Genomic DNA, 26,495 nt, shown 5'->3' on the forward strand with positions numbered 1-26,495 from the left:
CGCCTGGTGAAGGAGACTAGCTAGTCAAAAATCTAGCGCGGGCAATCTCCCGATATGTGCGGCAGGACGCGAACCGGCAACCAGGCCGTTATGAGCGACGGGAGAAAGGACGCGTTCGTTAATTTTCTTGCGTTTTCGTTCGGATCCTATCGCGTTCATCGCGTTTCGTTCACGCCGTTTCTGGTGCGAAACTGGTGCGCTGCCCCGGAGGTTGATGACCCGGGGGTCTGGTGGATTTGACGAGTCCGGACCCTGTACCGGCTTGCTTGCTCTACTGCTGAACAGCCCCCGTCAGGCCGTAAGCCTCGAGCTGCGCCCCAAACTGCGCGACGTTGTGCCCGAGCACAACAATATCGTGCTTCCTGCCGTCGACGTCACAAACATGGTCGCGCAGCAGCGCCTCGGCCTTAAAGCCAAGGCTCTCGAACAAAGCGATCGCCGCCTGCTGGTCCACAGTCATCTGAACCGAGAGTTTTTCCAGACCCGCGCCCACGGCGAGCGCAAATGTCTCTTGCGATAGTGCGCGCCCAACGCCCTGCCCACGAACATCAAGCGAAACGACCATACGAATTTCTCCGACGTGCGGCGACCAGGAGTGCGGGTCGCGCACAAGGGTGCCGCAGCCGACCACCTGGCCGTTGTTGATGGCCAAAAGGCTCGTGAAAGCGCCGCGTTCGATCTCGCCGATCCACGCCAACAACACTTTGGGTTCGCTGATATTGCGAGGCAAGAACAGCAGATCATGGGTCGGCAGCTTTCGCGCGAAGTCCAGCACGACGGCCTCGTCCGCACGCGTCATGAGACGGATCTCGATTTCGCCCGCATCTGTTTTGACGTGGCGAGGAAAGGAACGTTGTTCGCTCATGTCGATCGTCCGCAAAGCCAGGAGTCCAGTTTTGGCCACAGGCGCTTAGTCGCATTGTTGCCGGCAATCAGACTGACATGACCGCCCTTGAGCACCACTTCTTCCTTGTCACTCGACCCCACCATTCCGATTAGATGTTTCGACGCTTCATACGGCACGATATGATCGTGCGCAGCGACTGCGTGCAGGATCGGTACCTTGATGTTTGACAGATGTGCAGGCTGTCCGCCGACCGACATTGTGCCGTTGAGGAGGTTGTTATCCCACATGAGATCCTTGGTGATGGCACGGAAATATTCGCCGGCGAGGGGCAGAATGTCGTTGGCCCAGCGATCGAACATCCGATAGGACTTGACGTACTCGTCGTTCCAAATTTTGTCCCAGAGCTGCACCTGGCCCACCACACGAGAAGCCGGACGCAGCATCTCAAAGGAGGAGAAGATCAACTCGGGGGGGCATGTTTCCGACATTGTCTATCAAACGGTCCACGTCGAAGTAGCGACGGTCCGCAAAATTGGCGAACAGTTTCAGTTCGCGAAAATCGACTGGCGTCGTGAAGCAAATCAGGTTTTTCATTGGTCCATCGGCAAAGATCGAGCCGTACAGCAGTGCCAGCACCCCGCCGAAGCAATAACCGATCATCGATAGTGCGTTCTCACCAGATTCCTCCTGCACCTGCCGAACACAATGCGGGATGAAATCGAGGACGTAGTCCTCCAATCGCAGCGATTTTTCTTCTGGTGTTGGAGCGGTCCAGTCCAGCATGTAGACGTCGTAGCCGCGTTTCAAAAGAAATTCGATAAAGCTCTGACCGGGTATCAAGTCGAGGATGTAGCCTCGATTTGTCGTTGCCATCACAATCAGGACCGGCACGCGGTAGACTTCCTCCGCGAGCGGCCGGTAACGATAGAGACGCATGGTACCCCTGACGGATAGAATGTCCTTGGGCGTCGAGCCGAGGACGGGACCAGACGAGGCAAAATATTCGACGCCCTTGATGCTCCGCTGGATTGCCCGCTGGACCTCGCATTGGATCCGTTTCTGCACCGATTCGACGTCGAGGGAGGATGACGCACTCATGTTTGCTCTTCGGGGGACGCCGGCGGGCGCCTCGTACGCGGCGGCCGAGCTGGACCAGATGGGGATGTTTGCGGAGCGCCCGAGCTCTTTTGTATTTGCTGCAGCAGCTCCTTCATGTTGTTGAGCTGGGCTTCGATGCTCAACAGCCGCTCGGCGATGCCGACCACCTGCGCGCGGCTGGGCAGATTCATCACCAGCAGGTATTTCTCAATTAAATCGCCGAGCTGCTTCTGTGAGCTGGCCGCAAATCCGCCAGCCCGATGGATGAGCTTGGAAAATTCCGGCGAGGTCATTGCCTGATTGGCAAAGGCGTTAAAGCCCTTTTCCACTTCTCCAATCATCTCTTGCCACAGCGCGAGCGGATCAGTTTCAGCCATCGCCGTCCTCCGAACCAGCAAGGTTTTCGACGTCTATCGTTTGGCCAGACCCCGCGAAAAACCTACTCTCAAGACTTTGCAAATCGGACGTTTGGATCAATTGCAGATCGATGCTTCGCAACACCCGCAGCAACTCCGTCAAGGCATGTAACGCAGACCATGCAGACACAACGTGGGTGCGAACGCCCTCCGTTTCAAATCGGTAGGCTGCTCCGATGATAACAACGTCGGATATCCATTGCTTGTGCAAGTCTGCAGTACGAAGCGCTCGCCTCATGCTGAAAGCGTGTGTAATCAGAACTGCTTTCCGTCCGATGCGCTGTGCAGTGCTTTTGATCACTTGAGAAAGGGAACCCTCGCTGGACGACTGTTGTAGGTTCAGCGAGAGACCTGTCGTTACAGGCCGATAGCCAAGTGCTTTGAGCCATATCGAAAGTGGAAACAATGCAAGATCGCTACCGAGAAACCGTGGTACGAGAATGATGGGCTTCCCGTCTCCAAAACGGGAGGCGCTTCCGACCATCATCAACTGTTGCGCGAGAGCCATGGATTCGAAACTGGCTCTCGCCAGCGAGAATGGCCATGTTGCCAGTAAATTGATCGCGGACGTCAGAGCATCCGATGCTGCCGGCGCGTGCTCATGATTGCCTTCAGCGTGCGGCATGGCGACCGACGCGCCGCGAGCCGAATCGAGGAATTCGGTGATTAGATCGATGCACCTCGGGGTAGCCTCCCATAAAACACGATGCCCGCAGCCAGGAATGACAACCAGCTCCGCAGCCGGAATAACCTTCGCCATCATCAAAGCATTTTGGGGCGGAATCAGTTCGTCGAGATCGCCCGTCAAGACCAACGTAGGACAACGAATGTTGGCGAGTGCTTTCGAGCCGTCGAATTCGGCGAATGCCTGAAACTGGAGGTCGGCCGCGTGCAGCGGCGTCGGCAGGGCGACTTCGCGTCGCATCTGCGCCTCGGCAAGATCCGGATGCTGTTCGAGATAGCCGGGCGGGTAAGTAACCTTCCAGATACGGCGCGCAGCCTGTTCCGGCGAGAGGCCGTCCAGGTCACGCATCACGGCCACCACAGAGGACGTGGCATACTTCGCCCGTGAACCGCCGGCCGTCGTTGCACACAGGATCAGGCTCAACACGCGATCCGGGAATTGTCGCACGAACTCCTGCGCGATCGCACCACCCATCGAATAGCCGAGCATATGGACATGCGCTATCTTGAGTTCGTCGAGCAGGCCGCAAACATCCCGTGCCATGTTCGCGATCGCATACCCCTTTACGGGCTTGTCGCTTAGTCCGGTGCCTCGGTTGTCCAGCGTGATCACCGTGAACCGACGCGCCAGTTGCTTGATGAAAGTCGGCGGCCACGCAGCCGAATTGAGCCGATAGCCCATCAACAGAACAAGGGGCGGCCCGTCACCCTGAACGCGATAGGCAATGCGCACGCCGTTCACTTTGGCAAAACGCGGGACCATCTGACTTCTGTCCTCAAAGCCCCGAAACCAAATGTCCGCCATCGACCACCACGACGCTTCCGGTCATGAACGATCCGGCGTTCGAAACCAGGAGCAACAGCGGACCGTCGAGTTCACTGAGCTGGCCGAGGCGTCGTTGTGGCACGCGCTTGATGAGGGCCTGGCCGGGCTCGCTTTCGAAGAAATCGTCATTCAGTTCAGTAGCAAAGTAACCTGGTGCCAGCGCATTGACTCGGATGTCGTAGCGCGCCCATTCCAGCGCGAGCGCCTTGGTCATTTGGATGACGCCGGCCTTTGAGATTGCATAAGGGGCGACCGCGCCAGCGACACGCAGCCCAAGGATCGATGCGATGTTCACAATCGAGCCTCTCACCTTGTTTGCGATCATCCGTTTCGCCACCGCCTGCGCGACCAGCCAAACGCCCTTTAGGTTGGTGTCCACGACACTGTCCCAGGCGCGCTCGTCCTGATCGAGCGCTGGTTTCGTTGTGGTGACACCCGCATTGTTGACGACGGCATGGATCGGGCCGAATGTCGATTCCGCCTGTTCCATCGCGCGGTCGATGCTGTCGGCGAGTTTAACATCAAGCACCACGCTTTGCGTCGTGTCGCCGGCCGCGTTGATTTCAGCGATTGCCGATGCCAGGGCCTCGGCACGGCGGGCCGCAAGCGTGACCTTGGCGCCATTGCTCGCGAGAAAGCGTGCAAAATGGCGGCCGAAGCCGCTGGAGCCTCCGGTCACCAGGATATGCTGATCGTTAATTTCGAACACGGGCACCTCCTAAAATTCGGTTCCAGGCGAGCCAGGTTGCATCAAGCAGCTCTCCATTTGCGCTCAGCCTCATCCCAGGCAGCCAATGGCTGCAGGTCCGGCACCCAGGCAAGACCGGTCTTGCCGTCCGAGGAAATCGCTTCGGGGGTCACCACCATGTCGAGCAGGGCAGGGCGGTTTGCGAGCGCCCTTTCGATCGCGGGCATGAGTTGCTCCTCGGTCTCGACGCGCTCGGCATGCATCCCGAACGAGCGGGCCATTGCAGCGTAGTCGGCGAATTGCAGCCTCGTGCCGATAACCTTGCCATGGGTGACGGTCTGGTCATGAACCTCGATTTGCCAGGCGCCGTTGTTGGCGACCACGATCAGGACCGGCGCTTTGTGGCGCACAGCAGTATCGACTTCGATGGCGTTGAAACCAAATGCGCCATCACCAGTCGCGACCACCACGGGCTTGTCCGGGAAGGCGAGGCTTGCTGCGATTCCATAGGGTACGCCGATGCCGATACAGCCGAACGGGCCGGGATCGAGCATCATCGGGGCATTGAGCCCAACACGCGCAAAGGACAGAAAATCGCCGCCATCCGTGATGATCACGGAATCGTTGCCGATTGCTTGTTGAAGGGCCGAAAGCACCTTGTTCGGATGCAGCCTGCCGTCAGAGCCGTTCGGCGCTGCCGACATGCTTTGCTGCAGCTTCCTAGCCCGCTCTTCGTGGCCGGCGCGCAGCTTCGCCGCCCATTGTCGGTCCACCGCAGAGACCCGGTTGCCGGCGTGCTCGACCATCGCACGCAACGTCTCTGCGGAAGAGGCCAGGATTTCCACGGCACCGCGGCGATTATCCCGCACCTCGGCCGGCGTGTCGCTGATGCGCACGAATTTGGCGGATTGGAATACAGCCGGCGAGCCATAGGCGAGCTGAAAGTCGAGCCTGCGACCGATAGTGAGAACCACGTCGGCATCGCCCATCACGGCGCCGCGCATGGCACCTACGACCGACGGATGACTGTCCGGCACAAGGCCGCGGCTTTCTCCGGTATCGAGGTAGACAGCCCCCAATCGATCGAGCAACGAGATCAATTCCGGGCCAGCGCCACGGGCACCGCGGCCAGAGATCACGAGCACGCGTCGAGCCGACCACAGCAGGTCGACAGCCTTCTCGATCTGCGCCGGATCGGGTCGCGTCACGGCGCGCGGCTTGGCGCAGAGATGCTCTTCGAGCTGCAAGGCCTTCGGTACCAGGCCGCGCAGCGTGTCGGTCGGGAAATCGATGAAGGCCGGCCCGGGCTCGCCGCCATCGCCCAAGGCGCGCGCAATGGCCTCGTCAAGCTCCTGCAGCACCAGAGACGGCTCGCGGACCGTCCGCGCATAACGCGTGATCGATCGGACCAACTGCGTATGATCCATGTCCTGCAGGCCACCGCGATTTTCCTGCGGGCGCGGATTGCCGCCCGACAGCACCAGGACGGGTGCGCGCGAGACATGCGCGTTGGCGATACCCGTGATCGCGTTGGTCATGCCGGGACCAGCCGTGACCAGCGCGACCCCAAGCTCGCCCGTGAGTTCCGCATGCGCTTGCGCCATATGAACCGCGGCGCGCTCATCGCGAACGTCGACGATTTGAATGCCTTCGGCGTCCAGCCTCATCCAGATCGGCATAATGTGGCCGCCGCACAGCGCAAACACGCGGGTAACGCCGCGTCGCTTCAAAAGGCGGGAAATCAGGTCGGCGGTACTATCCGGCGAGACTTTCATCTGACAACTCCATCTTGGTGAATTCTCGAACTCGTCAAGTTAGGGCGAACCATCCGACCAGCAGTGAGACGGTCAGAACGGCAAATACATGTGAAGCCAGAATCGAGCCGGAGGTTACTCCCGCCTCTAGTCCATATAGCTTTGCGATGGTGAAGGGCCCGGACCCGATCGGCAGCGCGCTCAGAATCACGGCGGAGTGCGACCACAATGGCGGCATTGAGAAGACATAGAACGCAAGAAGCGCGGTCACCAGGGGCTGCAAGATAAGCTTGAGCGAGACCAGAACCCCGATCGACACTGCGTCGTGACTGACCACACGCTCCTGAGCAAGGAACAGCCCGATGCAGATCAGCGCGACTGGTGAAGCAGCCCCTCCTAGCAGCGTCGTAAAGCTCATCAACGGCGCAGGCAGGGCGAGACCACTCAGGCCGATAGCAAGGCCGGCGACTGGCGCGATCAGGAGAGGGCTAGTGAACAATGCGCGGGCGATCTTGGCGCCCGTTGACCAGAAATCGCTCCCCTTCCGCAAATCGATTTCGATTACTGCAATTGCGAACAGGAACAGCACGCAAGCCGTAAACAAAGTGGCGATAATCGAGGCCGGCGCGCTTTCCGGCCCAAACACCAACAGGCACATGGGAATGCCCATGAAGCCAACATTACTGTAGCCTGCGTCGAGTCCCTCGATGCTGGCGCTGGCAATGCGTCTTCCGCGGAGGCGGCTGATTAGGAACGCGACTGCAAAACATATTGCAAAGCCGCCACAAAATGCTCCGACAAAACCCAACTGGCGCACCTGGTCCAACGTAATCTTGGACATCGCCACGAACATCAGCGATGGTAGCGCCAGGTAAACTGCGAAGCGGTTCAGGTTGTCGGTCGCCGTTCGGTCGAAGACGCCAAAGAAGCCGCAAATGAACCCGGTCAGGATCAATGCAAAGATCGGAAAGGCGGAGTTCAGGACGGCGTGCATGGTCTTGGGGCTCGAAGCGATTCGGGCTGGCTCGCTAACTCAGTTCGTGAGCTTCTTTTTCAGTTCACGATGCAGCACCTTGCCGGTGGCGTTACGTGGCATCTCGCTTTCGGCAATGAACGAATAGGATCGCGGACGCTTGTAGCCGGCCATGCGATCCTTCGACCATTCGATGAGGTCGCTCTCCTTCAATGCCGCGCCATCATGCAAGACGATGACCGCGTGGACGCGCTCGCCCCATTTTTCGTCGGGAAGCCCGATCACGGCGACGTCCTTGACCAGCGGGTGAACACCGACCAGAGACTCGATCTCGGACGGGTAGATGTTTTCTCCGCCGGATATGATCATGTTACTCTTGCGGTCGGAGAGGTGGATGTAGCCGTCACCATCGCGCCGGGCCATATCTCCGACGGTGCAATAATTTCCGCGGAATGCTTCTTTGGTCTTTTCCGGAAGACGCCAGTAGCAATCGAATGTGTGCGCGTTACACGAGTAGAGTTCGCCCGCTTCGCCGTCAGGAACTTCGTTGCCGGCCTCGTCAAGGATCTTGATCGGCGCGGCGCCGACGCATTCGCGACCAACAGACCCAAGCTTGGTGAACTGCTCGTGTGGATGAAGCATCGTCACCCACCCGGTCTCGGTCGCGCCGTAGAGCTCGAACAAACCCGATTTTGGAAACATTTCCATCACTTCGCGTTTGGTCTCGGGGCGCGCAGGCGCCGACGAGATCATCAGCTTGGTAACAGCATCAAAATTGTATTTGCCGCGGATCGCTTCGGGCAGTCCAAGCATCATAATATAGTGGGTGGGCACCAGCGAGGTGAAGGTGGAGCCGCCTTCCGCGAGAGTTTTGACGCAGTGCTCGGGATCGAAACTCCTGCGAGAATAGATCGCGTTGACACCGCCGCAGTAGCCGAAAGCGCCAAAGAAATTGAGCGAATTGGCATGGCACATCGGCATGACCAGCAGCGCACCGTCGTTTCGATGCAGCCCGAGCTCGATCTCGGTGACCATTGATAGCAACACCGCGCTGCGATGGCTTCTTACAACGCCTTTGGGATTGCCTGTGGTCCCGGAGGTATACATCAGCGTCCAAGGATCAGACAGCGCGACCAGCTGATCTGGTTCGCGAGCAATACCGTGCGCGAGAAAGTTCTCGTATGAACGATAGCCCGCGGGGCAGGGCCGTGTGCCGAAATGGATGAACCGGTCCCGCTTGATCGGCAGGTCGTTGCGGATTTCCTCCACCACGCCAACGAGTTCGTCCTGGACGATGAAAGCAGACGCATCCGCATTGTCCACGATAAACTGCACTTCCTTGCCTACCAGGCGGAAGTTGATGGGCAACGCGACAAGACCCGCTTTGGCGGTGGCGGCAAAGATCTCACACCATTCGACGCAGTTGTAGGCAAGGATCGCGACTCGATCGCCTTTGACGAGCCCAAGGCCAAGCAGGGCGTTGGCGAGGCGACACGCGCGCTCATTCCACTGAGCAAACGTCATGGCGCGTTCGAGGTCGCGAGCGCCTATCTTGTCAGGCGATAGGCGCGCGTGCACCGAAAGCATTTCACCGAAATTCAAAAGGTCCTTCACGTTCCGCTCCTCGAATTGTGAATACGGAATTGCAGTTGGCTTCAGTGCAGCAGTCCAATCGAGAACCAGGGCACGGCAGCAATCACAATCGTGCCGATCAGAAGCGCGAGCACGTAGCCGATCATCGGCTTGATGCCTTCGTCAGGATGAATGCGGCTGATCGCACAGGCGGCGTAATATCCGACACCGAAAGGTGGAGCGAACAGGCCGATACCCATCGCGAGGATGACCACCATGGCGTAGTGCACTTCATGCACGCCGACCTGCTTGGCGATCGGAAACAACAACGGCCCGAACAGCACGATGGCGGGAATGCCTTCCAACACGCTGCCCAGCACGATGAAGGCGACGATCGTCACCGCCATGAACACCGGTGCGCCACCGGGCAGACCGGTCATAAACGCGGCGAGCGAGGTGGAAAAACCCGACTGCGTCAGCGCCCACGCCATGCCGGTGGCGGCGCCGATGATCAGGAGAATTGCGCCGGAGAGCGCCGCGGTTTCGGTCAGCATCGGATAGAGGCGGCGCCAGTCGAACTTACGATAAATGAGAAGACCCACGAGCGCTGAATAGACGATGCCGATGGTGGACACCTCAGTTGCGGTCGCGACACCGCCAACCACAGCCGCACGGATGACAAAGGGCAGAGCGATTGCAGGCAAGGCGATCAGGAAAGTGGAACCTACCTCACCCCAAGCGGCGCGCTTGACGTGAGACAGGTCTTCCTTGCGGTAGCGGTACCAAACCACGGCACATAGCATCACCGCGAGGACCAATCCTGGCAGCAGGCCGCCGGTGAACAGTGCGGCGATTGAAACTCCGGTGACCGAACCAATGGTGATCAGAACAAGGCTCGGCGGGATGGTTTCTGTCTGTGCGCCCGTCGCTGATAGCAGCGCGACCAGATCGCCGGGTTTGGCGCCACGTTTGGTCATTTCGGGGAAAAGTACGGGGGCAACCGCCGCCATATCCGCCGCCTTCGCGCCTGAGATGCCGGACACCAAATACATCGCCGCGACCAGCACATATTGTAAGCCACCGCGGACATGGCCCAGCAGGCTTGCGAGGAACGCGACCATGGCACGTGCCATTCCCGTCATCTCGATCAAGAGGCCGAGGAAGACGAACAAAGGTACCGACAGCAGGATGAGATGGCTCACGCCTTCGTCCATGCGACCAATCACGACTGTCGCTGGTGTACTCGTTGTCAGCGTGATGTAGGCAAAGGTTGCAAGGCCAAAGGCAAACGCGATCGGAACCGCGGCGAACACCATGATTGCTACCAGCCCGACGAAGAAGATCAGAAGGTTGAGGTTGCCAAGCGGAATCAGCACCGGGCTGAGTGCGTAGAGTGCCGCTGCGGTCGCGGCAACGACGCCGACCGCGCTCGCCGCGAGCCGCAAGTTGCCGAAGGCCGAGAGCCGCAGCAGGGCAATCACCAGCATCAGACCTAAACCGACCGGCAGCGCCGCGGCTCGCCACAAGCTCGAAATGTCGAGCGCCGGCGTCGAGACGAGCGATTCGTCAGAGGCGAAGTCGCAAGCCGGTTGAATCACGAGAACGAGAAACGCCAGCGGTGCCGCGATCGCAAGCACGTCGAAGAAGGCTCGCCGGCGTGGTCCGACTTGACTGACGATCGCCGTCATCCTCATGTGCTCGCCGCGCTGGAAAGCGACCACCGCGCCCAGCATCGCAAGCCACAGGAACAATATCCCGGCGAGTTCATCCGACCAGATAATCGGCTTCTGGAAAAAATAGCGCGCGGAAACGCCCGTGAACAACACGATGATTTCCGCGACCACGAGCAGCGCGGCTACCGCCGCGACTACTGAACCAAGCAGCTGTTCTGCCTTTTGCAGAGCTCCGGCCACCCCGGTCATCCGGAGCGGCGGTACGATGGTTTCCTCGACAAGATGCACGGCGATCAACCAATGTTGCCAGCGTATTTTTGCAGCAACGACCATGCCTGGTCGCCGAACTTGGCTTTCGCGTCCTTGTAGAATGACGTCTTGGCAAGCGCGGCCTGGAAGACTTCGGCTTGGGTCGTGTTGAAGGTGAGGCCCTTGGATTCAAGGGCTTTCTGATATTCGACGTTCGCCTTGACGATATCGTCGCGTTGCTTCTTGGCGGCGGCATTGAAATGCTTCTGCATCACCTGCTGCGCATCCTGCGGAATGGTCTTCCAGATTCTTGCGCTCGACAGGAACCAGAACCCGTCCCAAGCGTGATTGGTGAGAGAACAGTATTTCTGCACTTCATAGAATTTCGCGGCTTCGATCAGCGCCAACGGATTCTCCTGACCGTCGGCGATCTTCGTCTGCAAGGCCGAGTAGGCTTCGTTGAGTGGGATGCTGACCGGGGCCGCTCCGAACGCCGAGAACATCGCGACCCACAACGGTACGACGGGCACCCGAATCTTGAAGTTGGCGAGATCTTCCGGCGTTTTGATCGGGTGGGTGCTGCTGGTGATCTGGCGGAAGCCGTTGTCCCACACGGCTTCAAACGGAACGAGCCCGACCTTTTCGATGTTGCCGCTGATGAACTTGCCGACCTCGCCATCCATCGCCGCCCACACCTTGTCGTAACCAGTAAATGCAAAGCCGACGCCGGTGAGCGAGGCGGTCGGAATGAGCGTCGAGAGGACAGTACCCGGCATGGTCGCAAGTTCGAGCGCGCCCGACCGCAACTGGGTCATCATGTCGGTGTCACTGCCCAGCTGGTTGTTTGGAAACAGGCTGATCGCAAGCTGGCCTTTGGTATCGGCGTTGATGGCTTCGATCGCTTCCTTGAGCCTCACATTCACCGAGTGAGTGTCCGGCAGATCGTTGCCCAATTTGAGCTTGATCGGCGCTTGGGCCAACACCGCGGGGCTCTTCAGAAGAGCCCCAGTAGCAACGACGCCAACTGCAGATTTCAAAAGCGAACGACGGCTCACAGTGAGCATTTGCATCCTCCCATGGAAAACCGCACTCTCGCGGCTTGAATTCGAATACGGAATACATATTCTGAATTCGAATGCAGATCAATAGCTTTTTTCGCCTTGCAGTGCTAGAGATTTGCTGGTCAGACCTTAGGAGTTCGCATGCCGGCCCTCGTTCAAACCCAGCCGACCCTGGTGGAACAGGTTGTAAATGCTATCGTTTCTGAAATCGTGGGGGGCGAGCTGCCGGCCAACTCCCGCCTGATTCAGGACGAGCTGGCCCGCGCCTACGGGGTTTCGCGCCAGCCGGTCCAGCAGGCTCTCCTGCTGCTCCGCGATCGAGGATTGGTCCGCGAGGCTCCCGGTCGCGGCCTTATCGTTGCCCCGCTCGACGTCGATTTTGTTCGAAATCTCTATGAGATACGCGCCATGTTGGATGGCCTGGCCGCGCGTCTGGCGGCCGAGCGAGACCCCGAACGGGCGAAGATTGAGGGACCTGCCTATCTGGAAGAGGGCCGCGTCGCCGTCGAAAGCGGCTCGCTGAACAAGCAGATCGAAGCCGACATGCGCTTTCACGCTTTCATCAACGAGCTTTCCGGCAATGCATTGATAGCTGAGACGACCGCCCCTCACTGGCCCTATCTGCGCCGCGTCATGGGGGAGGTGCTGCGAGATGACTCGCAGATGCCGCAGACCATTCTTGGCGAGCACGTCGCCATACTCGATGCTGTGATCGCCGGTGACGGCGCAAGAGCAGAGACACTGAGCCGGGGGCACATTTCCAGAGCGGCCAAGATCTTCGTGCAACGCCTGAAGGCGCAGCAGGAGTCTTCAGAGCAAGAGATGCGTCAGCGCCGCACGCGACGTATCCGCTGATAGGCGACATCGGGTTGGCTGGTGCAATCCGTGCACAGGTAGCGATACCAAGCGGCTGACATCACGAGAGGGTCTGCGTCACAAAATCGGAGATCGCTCGACCGCCTCGTTGACCATTCGCGAGCGGCGAGGATTGCTCCTCTCAGCCGCCAAGAAGAAGCCCGACGAGCGTGGTGCGCGCCGGGCCCCTCCTTGGGAGCAACGCGGAGACTGAGCTCCACTCGCCCTCTACTTTCATTGGGACGCAATTGTCGTAATCGTGCAAGTGGGGCGTCTCGCGACGCACAACGTGCAGCCGCGCCGCAATAAATCTTGGACGAGTTCCATTTCGCGCTAGCGATCTTGCCAATTCACGTTTCGCCATGGGCCGAACCGGTGGTGAAATCGAAATAGTCAATTTTCAGTCGTCCCTGATGAGGTGCTAGTCTCCTCGGAAACCACGCGAGCCTCCAGTCAAGAGGCCGCTAACGATTGGGAAGAAACATGGTTGGCAAATCGGCCCACGCAACGTGGGATCCTCTCGTCCTCGCCGCGCAATTCCAGAAAATCGCGCAACAGAGCCAGACGCTGATGCAGCGCTTCGTATCCAATCAGACGGACGCGACGAGGTTCGGCATGGGAGATACCTCAACGCTCGGTCTCGATTTTCTCGACCTCATGAGCAAGGTCATGATGGACCCAACTGCCGTGGCGAGTGCTCAGATAGACCTCATGAATAGCGGCTTGGCGATTTGGCAGAAAACAGCGGAGCGCATGTTAATGCGCCGCGCGGACGAGAACGATAGGCCGAAAGATAAGCGATTCAAGCATTCCGATTGGAGCGAGAATGCGATCTTCAGCTTTGTAAAGGAGAGCTATCTCGTCGCCGCGAAATCGATCCTTTCGACTGTCCGCGATGTAAAGGGTATGGACAAGGCATCAGCGCGCAAGGTCGATTTCTACACGCGCCAATTTGTCGATGCCATCTCGCCCTCGAACTTCATCGCGACTAATCCCGAAGTTCTCACCGCAACCCTTGAGTCTGGCGGACAGAACCTACTCCGCGGTCTGGAGAACCTCCTTGACGATCTGGAGCGTGGCGGTGGTCGGCTTGCGATCACCATGGCGGATATGAACGCTTTCCGTCTGGGCGAGAATATCGCGACCACTCGTGGAAAGGTCGTCTACCAGAACGAATTGATGCAACTAATCCAGTACAGCCCCACAACGAGCGAAGTTCGAAAACGACCGCTGCTTATCGTTCCGCCGTGGATCAACAAATTCTATGTCCTCGATTTGCAGCCAAGAAATTCCTTCATCAAGTGGGCCGTCGATCGAGGACATACCGTTTTCGTTATCTCTTGGGTGAATCCCGATGAGAAGCTCGCGAAAAAGGCCTTTGAAGACTACATGCTCGAGGGACCTCTGGCAGCGCTAGATGCGATCGAAATCGCGAGCGGAGAGCGGCGCATCAATGCGATTGGATATTGCCTCGGTGGCACGTTGCTCGCCTCAACTGCCGCTTATTCGGCGGCGAAGAGCGACGACCGGATCGCGAGTGCAACCTATTTTGTGACGCTTGTCGATTTTACCGACGTCGGCGACATGGCGGTCTTTATCGATGACGAGCAGCTTGCCTCACTCGAAAAGCGGATGTCCGAACGTGGCTATCTCGATGCTCAGGACATCGCAACTTCGTTCAACATGTTGAGAGCGAATGACCTGATCTGGTCTTTCGTCGTCAACAACTACCTGCTCGGCAAAGAACCGCTGCCGTTCGATCTCTTGTTCTGGAATTCGGACTCAACGCGCATGCCAGCGACCATGCATTCATTCTATCTGCGTAAGATGTACCAGCAGAATCTGTTGTCAAAGCCCGGAGGAATAAGTCTCGCCGGTACGCCGATCGATCTGTCGAAAGTCACAACGCCGAGTTTCATTCTCGCTACGCGCGAAGATCATATCGCTCCCTGGAAATCGACATATGCCGCAACACGGTTGTATTCCGGACCGGTTAAGTTCGTTTTGTCGGCGTCGGGACATATGGCTGGCGTGATCAGTGCGCCGGGCAGCAAGTATGGCCACTGGACAAACGACAACTTGCCACCCCATCCGGACGAGTGGTTCGCCCACGCTGCGGCTCATCAAGGATCATGGTGGCCGCTTTGGGACGAATGGGTGACGCAACTTGACGGAGAACGTGTTCCTGCCCGTGAGCCCGGCGGCGGCAAATTGCCGATTATTGAGGATGCCCCTGGTTCGTATGTGCTGGTGAGGTCGTAGGCTGCTGCAATTGCGCGAGCCGATGAGCTGGATGCGGCTGACCCAACTTACCCCAGCCTTCCTTAACCTATGCCAGGCCTGACCTTCTGTGACAGACGCATTATCGCATCAGCACGGTGACCGCGAGCAGTACGAGAAATGATGTGACCAGCGCATTTAAGCTCATAGCAATCCCGGAAAACACGCCAGCGACCTCGTCGATTTGGAATGCACGCGGTGCCGATGCCATGCGCCGCGATCCCGGCCGCAAAGCCGCGTGCCCGAAAATCGGTGATGCCTGTGCGGTTCACCAACGTTTGCAATTTTAATCGAGAATCGGAGTTTCAAGAAACTGAGCGCTCGTTCACGGCGGCGTCTCGCCAGCGCCGCCACCAAAATTCCCGAATGTCTTGGTGCCTTACGGTAGCCGCCTCTAAGCTCGGAGCAGATAGGGGGTGGTCAAAAGTTTGGAGATTCGTCGCCGTGGACCGGTGCCCCTGCTTCATACGCAAAAAGTTCGGTTCTAAGAATAAGCAAAGACCCCACGTGGCCGACGAATTCAACCCGGCAGCCGCGACGGCGAGCAAGGGAGTGGAGGTGGTCAAATCTCTAGACAGCCTGAGCCGAACGCCAGTACCAGCCCTTCGACGCTCCCGATCTAAGATCGTCCGATATCCTTTGAATTCTTCTTCACGACATTCGGATCGTCTCGTTCCCTGATTTTCGCGACCGGCAGCCGCCAACCGCGTCTGATCGCCATGATGCGGAGCAAGAAGCATGAAACCAGCGCTACCGCCGTCACCGGAGCAACCGGCAGCTGCAGCATGTGACCGATCACCACGATGGCGGCCGCGACCAACGCGGCAACGGCATAGAGTTCGGCGCGCAGCACCGTAGGAATCTCGGCCAGCAGCACGTCCCGCACCATGCCGCCCCCGATCCCGGTCACCACGCCGAGCGATATCGCCATGACCGGGTTCAGCCCATGAGCCAATGCTTTCGACGCGCCCGTAACGGCAAACAGCGCAAGACCTGCCGCGTCGAAAATTAGGATCGAATTCGACATCCGCACGATCAGGGGCGAGAAGTAGAAGGTCACGGCGCCGGCGAGGAATGACACCCCGAGATAGCGCCAATCCTCGACGGCCCCGGGAGGAACGACCCCGATCAGGAGGTCGCGGCTGATGCCTCCGGAATTTCCGGCCGCGAAAGACAGGACCAGAACGCCGAACACATCGAGCTCTCGCTTGGCCCCAGCCAATGCGCCGCTAAGCGCAAAGACGAAGGTGCCCGTTAGATCAAGCACGATCGGAAGCTGATCCATGGTGCACCTCTTATACAGCTTCTTCGTAAAGGGTGCGACGGCAGGACCCGTCCAGCGCCGCGTAATGGATCAGGTTAGCTCAGTGCCTAAGTGAAGGAGCAGGCCAAAGTCGGCCACTGGCTCATTTCCATAACGTCTGATATGCGAACTAGCTTGTTCCGCAGTGAGACCCGGCCAGGGAGTTGCGGTCTGGTAAATCCCGCCGCAATTGAATAGGAGCATCCTTGGCGGCGTCACGCCGGGATGGACTTGCTGCCAAGAGGTCTGCGCCATCTCGCAGGGCCAAGCTGATGGATTGAGTTGCCTTCGCAGTCCACTGCGACCGTTGTCGGCATGTCCTCAACTTCGAATTCGTAGATCGCTTCCATGCCAAGATCGCCGAAGGCGAGAAGGCGCGACGACTTGATCGCCTTCGCGACAAGGTAAGCGGCACCTCCGACCGCCACCAGATAAGCGGCGCGATGCCTCTTGATCGCCTCAATCGCTTGTGGCCCACGCTCGCCCTTGCCGATCATGGCAACGAGACCCGTTTCGGCCAGCATTGTCTCGGTGAATTTGTCCATGCGCGTCGCGGTGGTCGGACCAGCCGATCCGACAATTTCCTCGCGAACAGGATTGACGGGGCCGACATAGTAAATCACACGGTTGCGGAAATCGACCGGCAACGGCTCGCCTCGCCGGATCATGTCGGTCAAGCGTTTGTGTGCCACGTCGTGCCCCGTGAGCAGGGATCCCGAGAGCAGAAGTATTTCGCCGGGCTGCCACGTTGAAACCGCCTCGCGCGTGAGGGTGTTCAGGTCCACGCGCCGCGCCGCGCCGCGTGCGCGGTGCGGTCGAGCGCAACCTGCGGCCAATCGCGGAGGTCAGGCGGATCGAAGTGCGCCGGGCCGTTGCCATCCAGCACGAAATGCACGTGGCGATTGGCAGCGCATTGCGGTACGAGCCCAACGGGCATGGAGGCCGCGTGGGTCGGAAAAGTCTTGATCTTCACGTCGACGACGGTGGTAAGGCCGCCCAGTCCTTGGGCGCCGATGCCGAGCGCGTTGATCTCTTCGAAAAGTTCGATCCGCATTTCTTCTTCAGGTGTTTTCGGACCACGGGACAGAAGGTTCGACATGTCGATCGGCTCGAGCAGCGCCTCCTTCGCGAGCAACATGGCCTTCTCACAGCTGCCACCGATGCCGATTCCCATCATGCCGGGCGGACACCAGCCGGCGCCCAGTTTCGGCACCGTATCCAACACCCAATCCACCACTGAATCACTCGGGTTGAGCGTCACAAAACGAGCCTTGTTCTCCGATCGGCCGCCCTTGGCGCAGAGCGTTATCTGGAGATGATCCCCGGGCACGAGCTCTGCATGTACGACCGCGGGCGTATTGTCGCGAGTATTTTGTCGCGAGAACAGTGGATCGAAAACGATGGAAGCGCGCAACGGGTTGCTGTCGTTTGTATAGGCGTGCCTTACGCCGTCGTTGATGAGGTCGGACAGGCTACGCGAAGTCTCGAAACAAACATTCATGCCGACCTTGACAAAGGCGCTCACCATACCGGTGTCCTGGCAAATCGGGCGCTTTCCCAGCGCCGACATGCGCGAGTTCACCAGGATTTGCGCGATAGCGTCCTTGGCCGCCGGACTCTCCTCGATTTCATAAGCCTTGGCGAGATGTTTGATGTAGTCGGCGGGGTGATAGTAAGAGATGAATTGCAGGGCATCAGCAACGCTGCAGATCACATCATCTTCCTTGATGATCGTTGTCATGCTCGTTCTCCCTCAACGCCCTGTCACATTGACCCAATCCCGACAGGGCCGAAATGCGACGGGAGAGTCATGCCGCGGCGAAGCGCTTCCATGCTTCTTCTTTCGGCCTTTCGTGCAGAAGGAACGCCTCTACTCCGCCTGGTCGCATCTTGGAGAAAAGGTCTGCGACAGCGGGATCATGACCAGGGACAATGCACGTTTCGTCTTCCGCCAAAGCAGCGATGGTCTGCCATCCCTGAATCATGTCACCGACGTTATAGACGAGGGGAAAGGGGTTCTTTTTCCGCATGTTATCATAGAAATGAGCGGCATCAGAGGCGAGGACGATAGATCCTCTCGCAGTCTGAACCCTTACGATCTGAAGGCCATCAGAATGTCCGCCCACCCAGTGCAGGTCGAGGCCCGGTGCCACGGAAGAATGCCCGCAATGGAAGACGGCGCGGCCGGCATAGACATGCCGTACCATGTCAACCACGGGATCAACGTCAAATGGTTGCCGGAAGAACGCATGACACATACAACGGCCTGTTGCATAGGCCATCTCGCGCTCTTGAATGTGAAACCTGGCGTGCGGAAAGTTATCGAGATTGCCTGCGTGATCAAAGTGCAGATGCGTGATGATCACGTCCGTGATCGACGATGGATCGCCACCCATTTTTTTCGAGCGCGACTTCAGGCGGAATGGTCAGCTTGCGGTTGCGGCGCTCCCCGGCAGATCGGTTGAAGCCGGTATCGACGAGGATGTTCCGGTTGCCGTCCTTGATGAGCCATATGTAAAAGTCCAACGGCATTGGACCATCGTGCATGTCTCTTTGAATGAAATTCTCGTGCGACCTGCGTTCGGCCAACGTGGCATATCTGATCGCATAGATTTCATACATCCTGCACTCCAGCATTTGGCCGATCCAGTGCCGTGACCGACGCTCGTCAGATAGTGCGGCCGCCGTCGACAGGCATCTCTATCCCCGTGATGAATTTGGCGGCGTCGCTCGCGAGATAGAGGGTCGCGTTCGCCACAACGTCGAGACCGAGCGCCTCGCTGATCCGCAGTCCAGTCATCGCGATGAGGCTGAACAGGGTCGAGAAGGTCAGCCCGCGCATGCCATAGACCGAAGGTAACGCGGCTGCAGCTGCGACGATCTTCCCAATCTCCTCTTCGCTGTAGATATACGGCCGGGGGCGTCGGGACCGGTTTGGAATCAGACCCTGCGGCGGAATCTCATGGGACGGATCGAGATTATGCAGCCACTGCGCGAACAGCCGCACAATGCAGAGCCGAGCAGCCTAGGTTTGTCGGCTCGCGTGGCCGAACGCATCCTGCCACTTCACGAACAGGTCGGTGCTGACGTGATTGGCGCCGTAGCTTTCGGCGAAGGCGATGAAGCGTCTCAGTATCCGCTCGCTCGTGCGGAGATCGTAGCCCAGACTGCGGCGAATCGTCAGGTAGCGATCGAGTTCTTGGCGGAGATTCATTCCGCGCCTCCCATGCTCGGCCAGGTCTGGGCGATCGAGCGGAGGCCCTCGATATCTACCTTGGCGTAGATGAGGGTGGAGGCACGGGAGCGATGGCGCAGCACGTCACGCACCTCATCCAGCGATGCCGCCTGGCGCACGAGGTTGGTCGCAAGGCTATGGCGCAGGACATGCGATCCTACATAGGGACATGGCGGCTTCACCCCGCAGCGGGCAAATGCATCCTTGAGAATGGCGTTGAGCACCTGCCCATCCTTGAAGGGGCCGTGTGGCACCCTGGTACTGACGAATAGTGCGCGAGACGTGGACACGCGGTCATGGCGGATATAATCGGCCAGCGCTTCGCCAACGTCGGGTGGGATCGGCACCCGATCATGTCGCTGTCCCTTGCCTCGTATGATCAGCTCGCCCGCGCGCCATTCGATATCGTCGAGCTGGATAGCAATCACTACCGGAGCTCGCAGACCAAGACGCGCGAGTAGGAGAATCATCGCATGATTGCGCCGTCCGAAGCGGGGATCGCTTCGCACCGCGGCAAGAACAGCTTCCACCTGTTCCGGCGCCAGATGACGGGGAAGCCGCGCCGCATATCGCTGTGCCACCTTCGGGATGCATAGCGCCAGATTGGTGGCGGTCCGTCACTCCTTGAACAAATACTGGAAGAAGTTGCGCAGGTGTGTCGGCTGGGTCTTGTCCCGATAAGGCGTCTTGCGCCCCGTCTGCCTCTGAAGGAAGGCGACGATGTCACCGGGTGTCATCCGACCGAGGTCGAGATCCTTACCGCCGAAGCGGAAGGTCAGGAACCGGTTGGCGACGTACCAACAGCTCGTGATCGTCTTATTGCTGAGCCCCCGCTGGCGATGAAGATAATCCTCGTAATCGCGCCGCAGGGCGGCGCGAGTCATCTCCGCCGGCGTCGGCGACGCTGCCGGCTTTGTTATCCCCTGCGCCGCCAGATACTCGACGAAGCGCTTGACGATGAAGACCACATATTGCTGGCGGTCGCAGCGCCGTGATGCTCGACGAACCAGATCGGCCGCGTCATCCGGCGTCAGATCGCCGAGTGCGATACCTTGCTCTTCCATCAGCCGGAAGAGCCTCCAGATCGAGTGCAGATAGACGTTGATCGAACCTCTGACGTAGTTCAAGCGCTCCAGCTCGGCGCGATATTGGGCAATAATGATCGCGTCGCGCTGCACGTTCTTTTCTGTCGGATAGGACATGTTCTTGGCTCCTCATTGTTGAGGAGCCAAGGATGCCGTGCGGCTGTTGGCGTGTCTCGGTATGAACTTCTGCGAAAGTGGGAGGCGTCCGTGCGCCAGAACGGAAGTCCGACCGCGCCTGCAATACCAAGGCGTTAAAGCTGCAGTCGGGGTCGCGATCAGCGAGGCGAACCGCTCCTTTCCGCCGATTGTCTGATCTCCGACGGTGTCGCGCCATAGCATCGCCGGAATGCACGATTAAAATAGGAAAGATCGCCAAATCCGACCTCGAACGCCACCGAGCTGATGCTGCGGTGGCCAAGGCGCGGATCGCTCAACATCCGGTAAGCGTACGCAAGTCGCCGCCTGAGAACAAATGCGGAGAAGGCTAGGCCCTCTCCTTCGAAAAGCTTGTGAACGTATCGCGGCGTCACGCGTTGGCGCTGCGCTATCGCGGCGACGGTCAGACCGGAGTCGCCGAGATTAGCGGTTATGTCCGCGACAATCGCGCGCAGTCGGGCGGCACGGATGCCGCGCCCCTCCGCGATCGCCCAACCGTCCCGCGTGGCACCCAAAGTCACCGCGATGAGATCGTGGATGTGGGTGACGACGAGCCGCTGGACCTCGAGCGCCCGAAGGGGCATGTCATCGGCAATTGCACCCGTGTAGGTGACCAGCAGATTCAGCGCTTCGGTTCCGCGCGGAACAGCCCTGATCGGAGCGTCATCAAGCCTGCCGACGAGTGGCGCAATTGCATCGCGCGGCACACGGAATCCCATGAAGCGCACAGGCGTCGGGCGCGTGATGGTGAAGCCGTTCGAGCCGCGAGTTGCCAACACGGCATCGCCGTCCCGCAGCGTCAACTCTCGGTCGCATTGCTGCGCCGTACTGTGCCCGCTCACATTGACGGCAAGCAAGAGATCGTCCTCGTCGCTGGAGACGGACCCTCTGGGTCGGGCGGCCTGGCGCAGTCCGCGGAGCGTGCCGGACATGACACCGAGGCCCGGCAGTTTGCGCTTGGTGATGTCGGCTCGGACACTACAATCCGGCAGCGGCTCGAGCGGCTCAATTTTGCCGGGCAGGCTTGTGTGTTCGTAAAGCTCACGCACCGCTTTGGCGCGGGCCGCTTCGGGCAAGCCATCGGTCGAAAACCGGAAGCTGGTACAGGTGTCTTCGAAGGGCATCATCGCCGATCCCTCCTCTTCAAGGGCAGGCGGGGGAAGGCCGCCTGTGAAGCCTCAGCGGACATTATCGCATATGTTCTTCCCGGTCCAAGTCGTCGTTCTCTCCGGTCCAAGCCAGCCCTTGCCGATCCGGCTAGTCTTGCGCGAGCGGCGCAAGGCCTTCGCCCACGAAAGCGCCGCGATCGGAAACGGAAGTGGCCGAAATTGACACAGTACTGATCGTCGGAGGCGGGATCGCCGGGCTCACGCTCGGTCGCGCGCTCCACCAGCAAGGCTTCACGGTGGAACTCATCGAGCGTAGCACGGAATGGCGCGCCGAGGGTGGTGGTATCGCGGTGCAACCGAACGGCATGCGCATGTTGCGCGCGCTTGGCCTCGACGCCACGGTGGAGCGGGAAGGGACGCGCGTTCGCCTGTGGCGCTTCTGCGACCAGGCGGGCGAGAACCTGTCAGAGAACGATCTCGAGGCACTCTGGGGCGATGTCGGCCCCTTCATCGGGATCGAGCGAACACGCCTGCAGCAGATTCTGGTCGCCGGTATCCGGGGGATGCCCTATCGGTTGGGCGTGTCGATCCAGGCCCTGGTTGAGCATGACGACCGCGGTTTCGGTCGCTTTCGCCGACGGCTCGTCCGGTGTCTATGACTTGGTCGTGGGCGCGGACGGGATCTCGTCGACCGTGCGACTACTCACGCTAAGCACGACGCCACCTGCCTACAGCGGCGCAATGGCTTGGCGCAGCGTCGCGCCGATCCGCCCGTGCGGCCTCACCCAGCTACAGTTCCTCCTGGGCGAGGGTCGCTTCTTCGGGCTCTGCCCGGTAGGCAACGGACGCACCTATGGTTTTGGCAACATCACCGAGCCGCGGACTCACGAGCCGGTGGCCGGCCGGCTCGATCGCTTGCGCCGCCACTTCGCCGGCTTCGGCGAGATCGTCCAAGAATATCTCGCGGCGCTGAAGTGCGACGAGCAGATCCATTGCGGACCGGTTGACCGGGTTGCGCTCGAGAAATGGCATAGCGGTCGGGTGATTCTGATTGGTGACGCCGCCCACGCGAGCTCTCCGATGATGGGCCAGGGCGGCTGCATGGCGATGGAAGATGCTTGGGTGCTCGCCGAGAGTCTGCGCGAGAAAGCCACACTGATCGAGACCCTTGAGTCTTATGTCGCGAGGCGGCGAGCGCGAGTAATCTGGGTGCACCAGGAAAGTGAGGCCGTCGCCCACAGCTTTCGCCTGCCGCCCGCCACGCGCAACGAGGCTTTGCGCCGACGAGGCGAGGAGATGTTCCGGCGCCGCTTCATGTCGCTCGTTGCGGCGCCGTAATTGGCGCCGGACTGTAACCTGGGACACGATCCAATGCTCCGGCTGATGCGATAATCATTCAGGATTATGCCGAACACCGCATGGCCGGCGAGCCGCGGTTCCACCGCTCAATCCGCGCCATGCGGCATGATCCGAGCTTCGGCATTATGACCGTTATGCCGATATCGGCATAAGGGGCACGCTTCCGGCGCCAAGCATCGCCTCGATCGCGATCTCACCGGACGGTCCGGCTCGGCTGCCTATGCCATGGAGGAATGCACCGTCGAACTGCTCAGCGCCATGATCTGCGCCGACCTCAACCTCACTGTCGAGCCGAGACCCGACCACGCCATCTATATCGATTCCTGGCTTGAGGTCCTCCGCTCGGACTCGCGCGCCATCTTCACTGCCGCGAGTAAGGCGCAACAGATCGCCGATTGGATGCACACCCAGCAGGTCGACGCTCATCAGCAAGATAGGGGCGCCGCATAGGCGCCCCAACTTCGCCGTGTCGTCGTCTCTGACCGAGGCGGGTCAGTTGACCGAACCCTCTCGGAACAGCGTCTCCACCAGCTGACATTCTGGCAGGGTGCCGTCAGCCTTTGACGCTGGCGCGCGCGAACATCTGGGCGAGCTCCGTCCCACTGACCATCACGTCGTCATCGCGATCTGATCCCAAGTGCGCTACAATGGCCATAGTCCGCTCGGAGGTGACAGGTGCGGTCGGCCTCTATCTTCCTTGTCGAAGACGAAGCTCTCGTCCGAATGATGGTAGCGGACATGGTGGAGGAACTTGGCCATCGGGTCGTCGCCGAAGCCGGCACTATTGGTGACGCTGGCCCATATGCCCTGATGGGTGAGTTTGACCTCGCCATTCTCGACATCAACATTGGTGGTTTTGGCGTCGATCCCATTGCTGAGACCATCGAAAGGCGAGAGCGCCCTTTTCTGTTCATCACGGGCTATGGGCAACAGCATCTTCCCTCCTTGTTCCGTAGAAGACCAGTGCTGCAGAAGCCAGTCTCAATCGACAAATTGCGGGAAACGATCAATTCCCTGCTGACGACGGATGAAAGAAATAAGTAAAACGGCGTAGGGAAGTTGTTCAGGCCTGCGTGGATGACGTGAGATGCACGGCTATCTTTTGCCGGTTCTCAAACAGATCCCCCCGCAGACTGCACGAGGATCAACAGCACCTGTGCCTCCTCTAAGGGGCCCTCGGCGGGGTGGAGTCGGTGATGAGGAACTGAGAGACGGCGGTTACCAGTTGTGCCGGGGCAAAGGGCTTCTGCAGAAGGACACTGCTGGGGACACCTTCCGAAGGCCATTCGTTGCCAGCGCCCGCGGTCATGTAGAGGACCGGCAATTCGGGTGCGATCTTCCTCGCCTTCCGAGCCGCTTCCCAGCCGTTCGTCCTATCGCTCCAATCAATATCGATCACGAGCGCCCGGTAGTTCGCCTGCCCATTTTGGAGTAGGGTCACCGCCTCATGAGCAGATGCCACGATTGCCGGCTGGTAACCGCCTTCCGTCAGGGCATCAGCGACCAGCCCTTGGATCGCCTCGTCAACTTCCACGACGAGAATGATTGGACGCTCTTCCACTTGCCTTTCCCCTCAGCAAGCCGCACCAACTCGGAACTCAATACGCGTAGCTCTGCATTTGGTTCCCCTGGCATTGTTCAAGGTCGGCATTTGGCAGCTTGGGCACGGCCGTAAAGGCCGCGCGCATCGGGGACGAACGCGCAAGGACGGTGAACGTCCTTGGCCGCGCCAAAGCCGCCGGCCGTTCAACTCCTAACAACTTCTCCTCGATCATGATATTTTGTGGATCGCTAGTGATATCGTAGAAGTCCGTGAACCGTGGGGAGCAGCCGGAGGGTATAGGCGCTTGGTGTGATTACCTTGACCCATCCTTTCATCAACGATCCCAAGTATTGGCACGAGCGCGCTGAGGAGCTTCGCTCCATCGCGAAGCTCCTGGATGACACAGAAGCCAAACGGCAAATGCGTGCCATTGCTGCGAGCTATGATCGTCTCGCCGATCATATGCAACAGCGGTCTAAAGAGACCAAAGTGGTGAAGCGAGCGCGGCATCAACAGTAACCAAGGAGTCGACCATCTTATGCTCGATCAGCTGAAGCAGAACAACCGCACTTGGGCCGAGGGCAAGCTCGCTGTCGATCCCGGATTCTTCAAGAGACTGGTGGGGCAGCAGAGGCCCGAATATCTGTGGATCGGCTGCTCCGATAGCCGGGTACCCGCGAATGAGATCGTGGGGCTGGACCCCGGCGAGATGTTTGTTCACCGCAACGTCGCCAACCTCGCCCCGCCCCAGGATGCGAATTATCTGTCAGTGCTGCAGTTCGCCGTCGACGTGCTCAAGGTGAAGCACGTGCTGGTCGTCGGCCACTATGGCTGCGGAGGCATAGCCGCTGCAGTGGATGGCGAGCGCCGGGGCCTCGTCGACCACTGGCTCCATCCGATCCGCGAAGTCGCCCACGACCACAAGGACGAGCTCGCCGCCTACACCGACGACCGAGAGCGGCTGAACCGGCTCTGCGAGCTCAACGTCATCCGCCAGGTTAGGAACGTCGCGTCCGACGTCTTCGTTCAGGATGCTTGGGCGCGCGGCCAGCCACTGGCGGTACATGGCTGGGTCTATTCGCTGTCGAGCGGGCTCATCACCGATCTGAATGTGACCGTGACCGGCGGGCCAGTATCGACCGGATGACAAGCGATTCAGGCGCATTCGGGCAGGAGTGGTGAACGCTTGCGCACTGCCATCCGTCATCTCTTGCATCAGCTCGGCCGATCGAGCACCAGCCCGGGGCGAAACTGTCGGGGACCTGAAGCTCGCTGCTCTCTCGTTCGGCGAGGAACGTCGCCGAGCTGGCGCTGTGCCGGTTGAACGACCGCCAAGGTGCCTCAGCAATTCGCGAGTCTGTCTCACGAGCCAAGATCGCCCGGAAGCCCGCGGTTTTTTAGGAAAACGCCGCCGAAAAAATCCGGCTGAGACAACTTGACTGTTCAGATAAGTGGCCGAACTTGCCGCCGCGTTCGGCTGCGCATCGCTCGGGATCATGCCGACGGTTCGCCACTCCGATTACATCGGCTCCTGGCTGGAAGTCCTGCGCGAAGACAATCGTGCCATCGTGCGCGCTGCCTCGCAGGCGAGCAAAGCAGCGGACTATCTGCTCGGCTTCGTTTCCGATCCCGTCGCAAGCGCGCCGGTGGATCCGCAGGTTGGTGATTGCGAGGCGGCGTAGTGCTGGACCTGCCGCCGTCGCGCGAGAGTAAGAGGAGGGACGTTTTT

Annotated in this window: 22 protein-coding genes and 7 pseudogenes; 9 read left to right on the forward strand and 20 right to left on the reverse strand. The window is 59.6% G+C overall.

Annotated elements, in window-relative coordinates; genetic code table 11:
* Positions 1 to 271 precede the first annotated feature (271 nt).
* From VKR55_RS17135 to VKR55_RS17180, 10 genes and pseudogenes are all read right to left on the reverse strand, one after another.
* A complete protein-coding gene (locus VKR55_RS17135) occupies positions 272 to 865 on the reverse strand; it encodes a GNAT family N-acetyltransferase (RefSeq protein WP_324405115.1) in 594 nt (197 codons plus the stop codon).
* Positions 862 to 1,945: pseudogene (locus VKR55_RS17140) on the reverse strand (alpha/beta fold hydrolase). Before VKR55_RS17140 ends, VKR55_RS17135 begins: the two are co-directional and overlap by 4 nt.
* Positions 1,942 to 2,322 (reverse strand): hypothetical protein, encoded by a 381-nt coding sequence (locus VKR55_RS17145; protein ID WP_324405116.1) that lies wholly within the window; start codon positions 2,320 to 2,322, stop codon positions 1,942 to 1,944. The pseudogene VKR55_RS17140 and the gene VKR55_RS17145 overlap by 4 nt, the downstream one beginning before the upstream one ends.
* Positions 2,315 to 3,850, reverse strand: a complete 1,536-nt coding sequence (locus tag VKR55_RS17150) for an alpha/beta hydrolase (RefSeq protein ID WP_324405117.1) — start codon at positions 3,848 to 3,850, stop codon at positions 2,315 to 2,317. Before VKR55_RS17150 ends, VKR55_RS17145 begins: the two co-directional genes overlap by 8 nt.
* Complete coding sequence (locus VKR55_RS17155) at positions 3,822 to 4,580, reverse strand: SDR family NAD(P)-dependent oxidoreductase (RefSeq protein WP_324405119.1); 759 nt, start codon at positions 4,578 to 4,580, stop codon at positions 3,822 to 3,824. Before VKR55_RS17155 ends, VKR55_RS17150 begins: the two co-directional genes overlap by 29 nt.
* Positions 4,581 to 4,621: 41 nt before the next feature.
* The gene (locus VKR55_RS17160; protein WP_324405120.1) at positions 4,622 to 6,334 is read right to left on the reverse strand and encodes a thiamine pyrophosphate-binding protein; all 1,713 of its coding nucleotides are present in this window, start codon (positions 6,332 to 6,334) and stop codon (positions 4,622 to 4,624) included.
* A gap of 34 nt (positions 6,335 to 6,368) precedes the next feature.
* Positions 6,369 to 7,307 (reverse strand): AEC family transporter, encoded by a 939-nt coding sequence (locus tag VKR55_RS17165; protein WP_324405121.1) that lies wholly within the window; start codon positions 7,305 to 7,307, stop codon positions 6,369 to 6,371.
* Positions 7,308 to 7,346: 39 nt separating this feature from the next.
* Complete coding sequence (locus VKR55_RS17170; RefSeq protein WP_324405122.1) at positions 7,347 to 8,900, reverse strand: class I adenylate-forming enzyme family protein; 1,554 nt, start codon at positions 8,898 to 8,900, stop codon at positions 7,347 to 7,349.
* 41 nt (positions 8,901 to 8,941) lie between these two features.
* Entirely contained in the window at positions 8,942 to 10,780 is a 1,839-nt protein-coding gene (locus VKR55_RS17175) for a TRAP transporter large permease (protein ID WP_324405148.1), read from the reverse strand.
* Positions 10,781 to 10,824: 44 nt separating this feature from the next.
* The gene (locus VKR55_RS17180; protein ID WP_324405124.1) at positions 10,825 to 11,844 is read right to left on the reverse strand and encodes a TRAP transporter substrate-binding protein; all 1,020 of its coding nucleotides are present in this window, start codon (positions 11,842 to 11,844) and stop codon (positions 10,825 to 10,827) included.
* 138 nt (positions 11,845 to 11,982) lie between these two features.
* On the opposite strand from VKR55_RS17180, the gene VKR55_RS17185 reads away from it, so the two are divergent.
* Together VKR55_RS17185 and VKR55_RS17190 are read left to right on the forward strand one after the other, a co-directional pair.
* The gene (locus tag VKR55_RS17185; RefSeq protein WP_324405126.1) at positions 11,983 to 12,696 is read left to right on the forward strand and encodes a GntR family transcriptional regulator; all 714 of its coding nucleotides are present in this window, start codon (positions 11,983 to 11,985) and stop codon (positions 12,694 to 12,696) included.
* A gap of 483 nt (positions 12,697 to 13,179) precedes the next feature.
* Positions 13,180 to 14,958 (forward strand): PHA/PHB synthase family protein, encoded by a 1,779-nt coding sequence (locus VKR55_RS17190; RefSeq protein ID WP_324405127.1) that lies wholly within the window; start codon positions 13,180 to 13,182, stop codon positions 14,956 to 14,958.
* A gap of 100 nt (positions 14,959 to 15,058) precedes the next feature.
* On the opposite strand, the pseudogene VKR55_RS17195 reads toward VKR55_RS17190, so the two are convergent.
* The 9 genes and pseudogenes from VKR55_RS17195 to VKR55_RS17240 form a co-directional block, all read right to left on the reverse strand.
* Positions 15,059 to 15,251 (reverse strand): annotated as a pseudogene (locus tag VKR55_RS17195) (LrgB family protein); the annotation flags it as partial.
* 344 nt (positions 15,252 to 15,595) lie between these two features.
* Positions 15,596 to 16,261 carry a trimeric intracellular cation channel family protein gene (locus VKR55_RS17200; RefSeq protein WP_324405128.1) on the reverse strand — a complete coding sequence of 222 codons (666 nt, stop codon included), beginning with the start codon at positions 16,259 to 16,261 and terminating at the stop codon, positions 15,596 to 15,598.
* A 233-nt stretch (positions 16,262 to 16,494) separates the two neighbouring features.
* Positions 16,495 to 18,020: pseudogene (locus tag VKR55_RS17205) on the reverse strand (fumarate hydratase).
* A 67-nt stretch (positions 18,021 to 18,087) separates the two neighbouring features.
* Positions 18,088 to 18,901 (reverse strand): annotated as a pseudogene (locus VKR55_RS17210) (N-acyl homoserine lactonase family protein).
* Positions 18,902 to 18,947: 46 nt separating this feature from the next.
* Positions 18,948 to 19,043 (reverse strand): annotated as a pseudogene (locus VKR55_RS17220) (SDR family oxidoreductase); the annotation flags it as partial.
* Between the two features lie 261 nt (positions 19,044 to 19,304).
* A complete protein-coding gene (locus VKR55_RS17225) occupies positions 19,305 to 19,493 on the reverse strand; it encodes a hypothetical protein (RefSeq protein WP_324405133.1) in 189 nt (62 codons plus the stop codon).
* Complete coding sequence (locus VKR55_RS17230) at positions 19,490 to 20,095, reverse strand: tyrosine-type recombinase/integrase (RefSeq protein ID WP_324405134.1); 606 nt, start codon at positions 20,093 to 20,095, stop codon at positions 19,490 to 19,492. The genes VKR55_RS17225 and VKR55_RS17230 overlap by 4 nt, the downstream gene beginning before the upstream one ends.
* Positions 20,096 to 20,131: 36 nt before the next feature.
* The gene (locus tag VKR55_RS17235) at positions 20,132 to 20,692 is read right to left on the reverse strand and encodes a hypothetical protein (RefSeq protein ID WP_324405135.1); all 561 of its coding nucleotides are present in this window, start codon (positions 20,690 to 20,692) and stop codon (positions 20,132 to 20,134) included.
* A gap of 182 nt (positions 20,693 to 20,874) precedes the next feature.
* Positions 20,875 to 21,882, reverse strand: coding sequence for a helix-turn-helix transcriptional regulator (locus VKR55_RS17240; protein WP_324405137.1), 1,008 nt, complete (start codon positions 21,880 to 21,882; stop codon positions 20,875 to 20,877).
* Between the two features lie 191 nt (positions 21,883 to 22,073).
* On the opposite strand from VKR55_RS17240, the gene VKR55_RS17245 reads away from it, so the two are divergent.
* From VKR55_RS17245 to VKR55_RS17260, 4 genes and pseudogenes are all read left to right on the forward strand, one after another.
* Positions 22,074 to 22,523, forward strand: coding sequence for an FAD-dependent monooxygenase (locus VKR55_RS17245; RefSeq protein ID WP_324405139.1), 450 nt, complete (start codon positions 22,074 to 22,076; stop codon positions 22,521 to 22,523).
* Positions 22,471 to 23,202 carry an FAD-dependent monooxygenase gene (locus VKR55_RS17250; protein ID WP_324405149.1) on the forward strand — a complete coding sequence of 244 codons (732 nt, stop codon included), beginning with the start codon at positions 22,471 to 22,473 and terminating at the stop codon, positions 23,200 to 23,202. Before VKR55_RS17245 ends, VKR55_RS17250 begins: the two co-directional genes overlap by 53 nt.
* A 174-nt stretch (positions 23,203 to 23,376) precedes the next feature.
* Positions 23,377 to 23,673: pseudogene (locus tag VKR55_RS17255) on the forward strand (zincin-like metallopeptidase domain-containing protein); the annotation flags it as partial.
* 225 nt (positions 23,674 to 23,898) lie between these two features.
* Positions 23,899 to 24,267: a response regulator gene (locus tag VKR55_RS17260; RefSeq protein WP_324405140.1), complete on the forward strand. Its 369-nt coding sequence runs from the start codon at positions 23,899 to 23,901 to the stop codon at positions 24,265 to 24,267.
* 121 nt (positions 24,268 to 24,388) lie between these two features.
* Here the strand turns inward: VKR55_RS17260 and VKR55_RS17265 are convergent, their stop codons facing one another.
* Positions 24,389 to 24,784 (reverse strand): response regulator, encoded by a 396-nt coding sequence (locus VKR55_RS17265; protein ID WP_324405141.1) that lies wholly within the window; start codon positions 24,782 to 24,784, stop codon positions 24,389 to 24,391.
* A 291-nt stretch (positions 24,785 to 25,075) separates the two neighbouring features.
* Between VKR55_RS17265 and VKR55_RS17270 the strand changes: the two genes are divergently transcribed.
* The 3 genes and pseudogenes from VKR55_RS17270 to VKR55_RS17280 all read left to right on the forward strand — a co-directional run.
* Entirely contained in the window at positions 25,076 to 25,285 is a 210-nt protein-coding gene (locus tag VKR55_RS17270; protein WP_128931722.1) for a hypothetical protein, read from the forward strand.
* Positions 25,275 to 25,913 (forward strand): carbonic anhydrase, encoded by a 639-nt coding sequence (locus VKR55_RS17275; RefSeq protein WP_414642386.1) that lies wholly within the window; start codon positions 25,275 to 25,277, stop codon positions 25,911 to 25,913. The genes VKR55_RS17270 and VKR55_RS17275 overlap by 11 nt, the downstream gene beginning before the upstream one ends.
* Positions 25,914 to 26,217: 304 nt before the next feature.
* Positions 26,218 to 26,448, forward strand: a pseudogene (locus tag VKR55_RS17280) (zincin-like metallopeptidase domain-containing protein); the annotation flags it as partial.
* Between the last annotated feature and the right edge of the window lie 47 nt (positions 26,449 to 26,495).

The organism is Bradyrhizobium sp., assembly GCF_035309285.1.
Classification (GTDB): domain Bacteria; phylum Pseudomonadota; class Alphaproteobacteria; order Rhizobiales; family Xanthobacteraceae; genus Bradyrhizobium.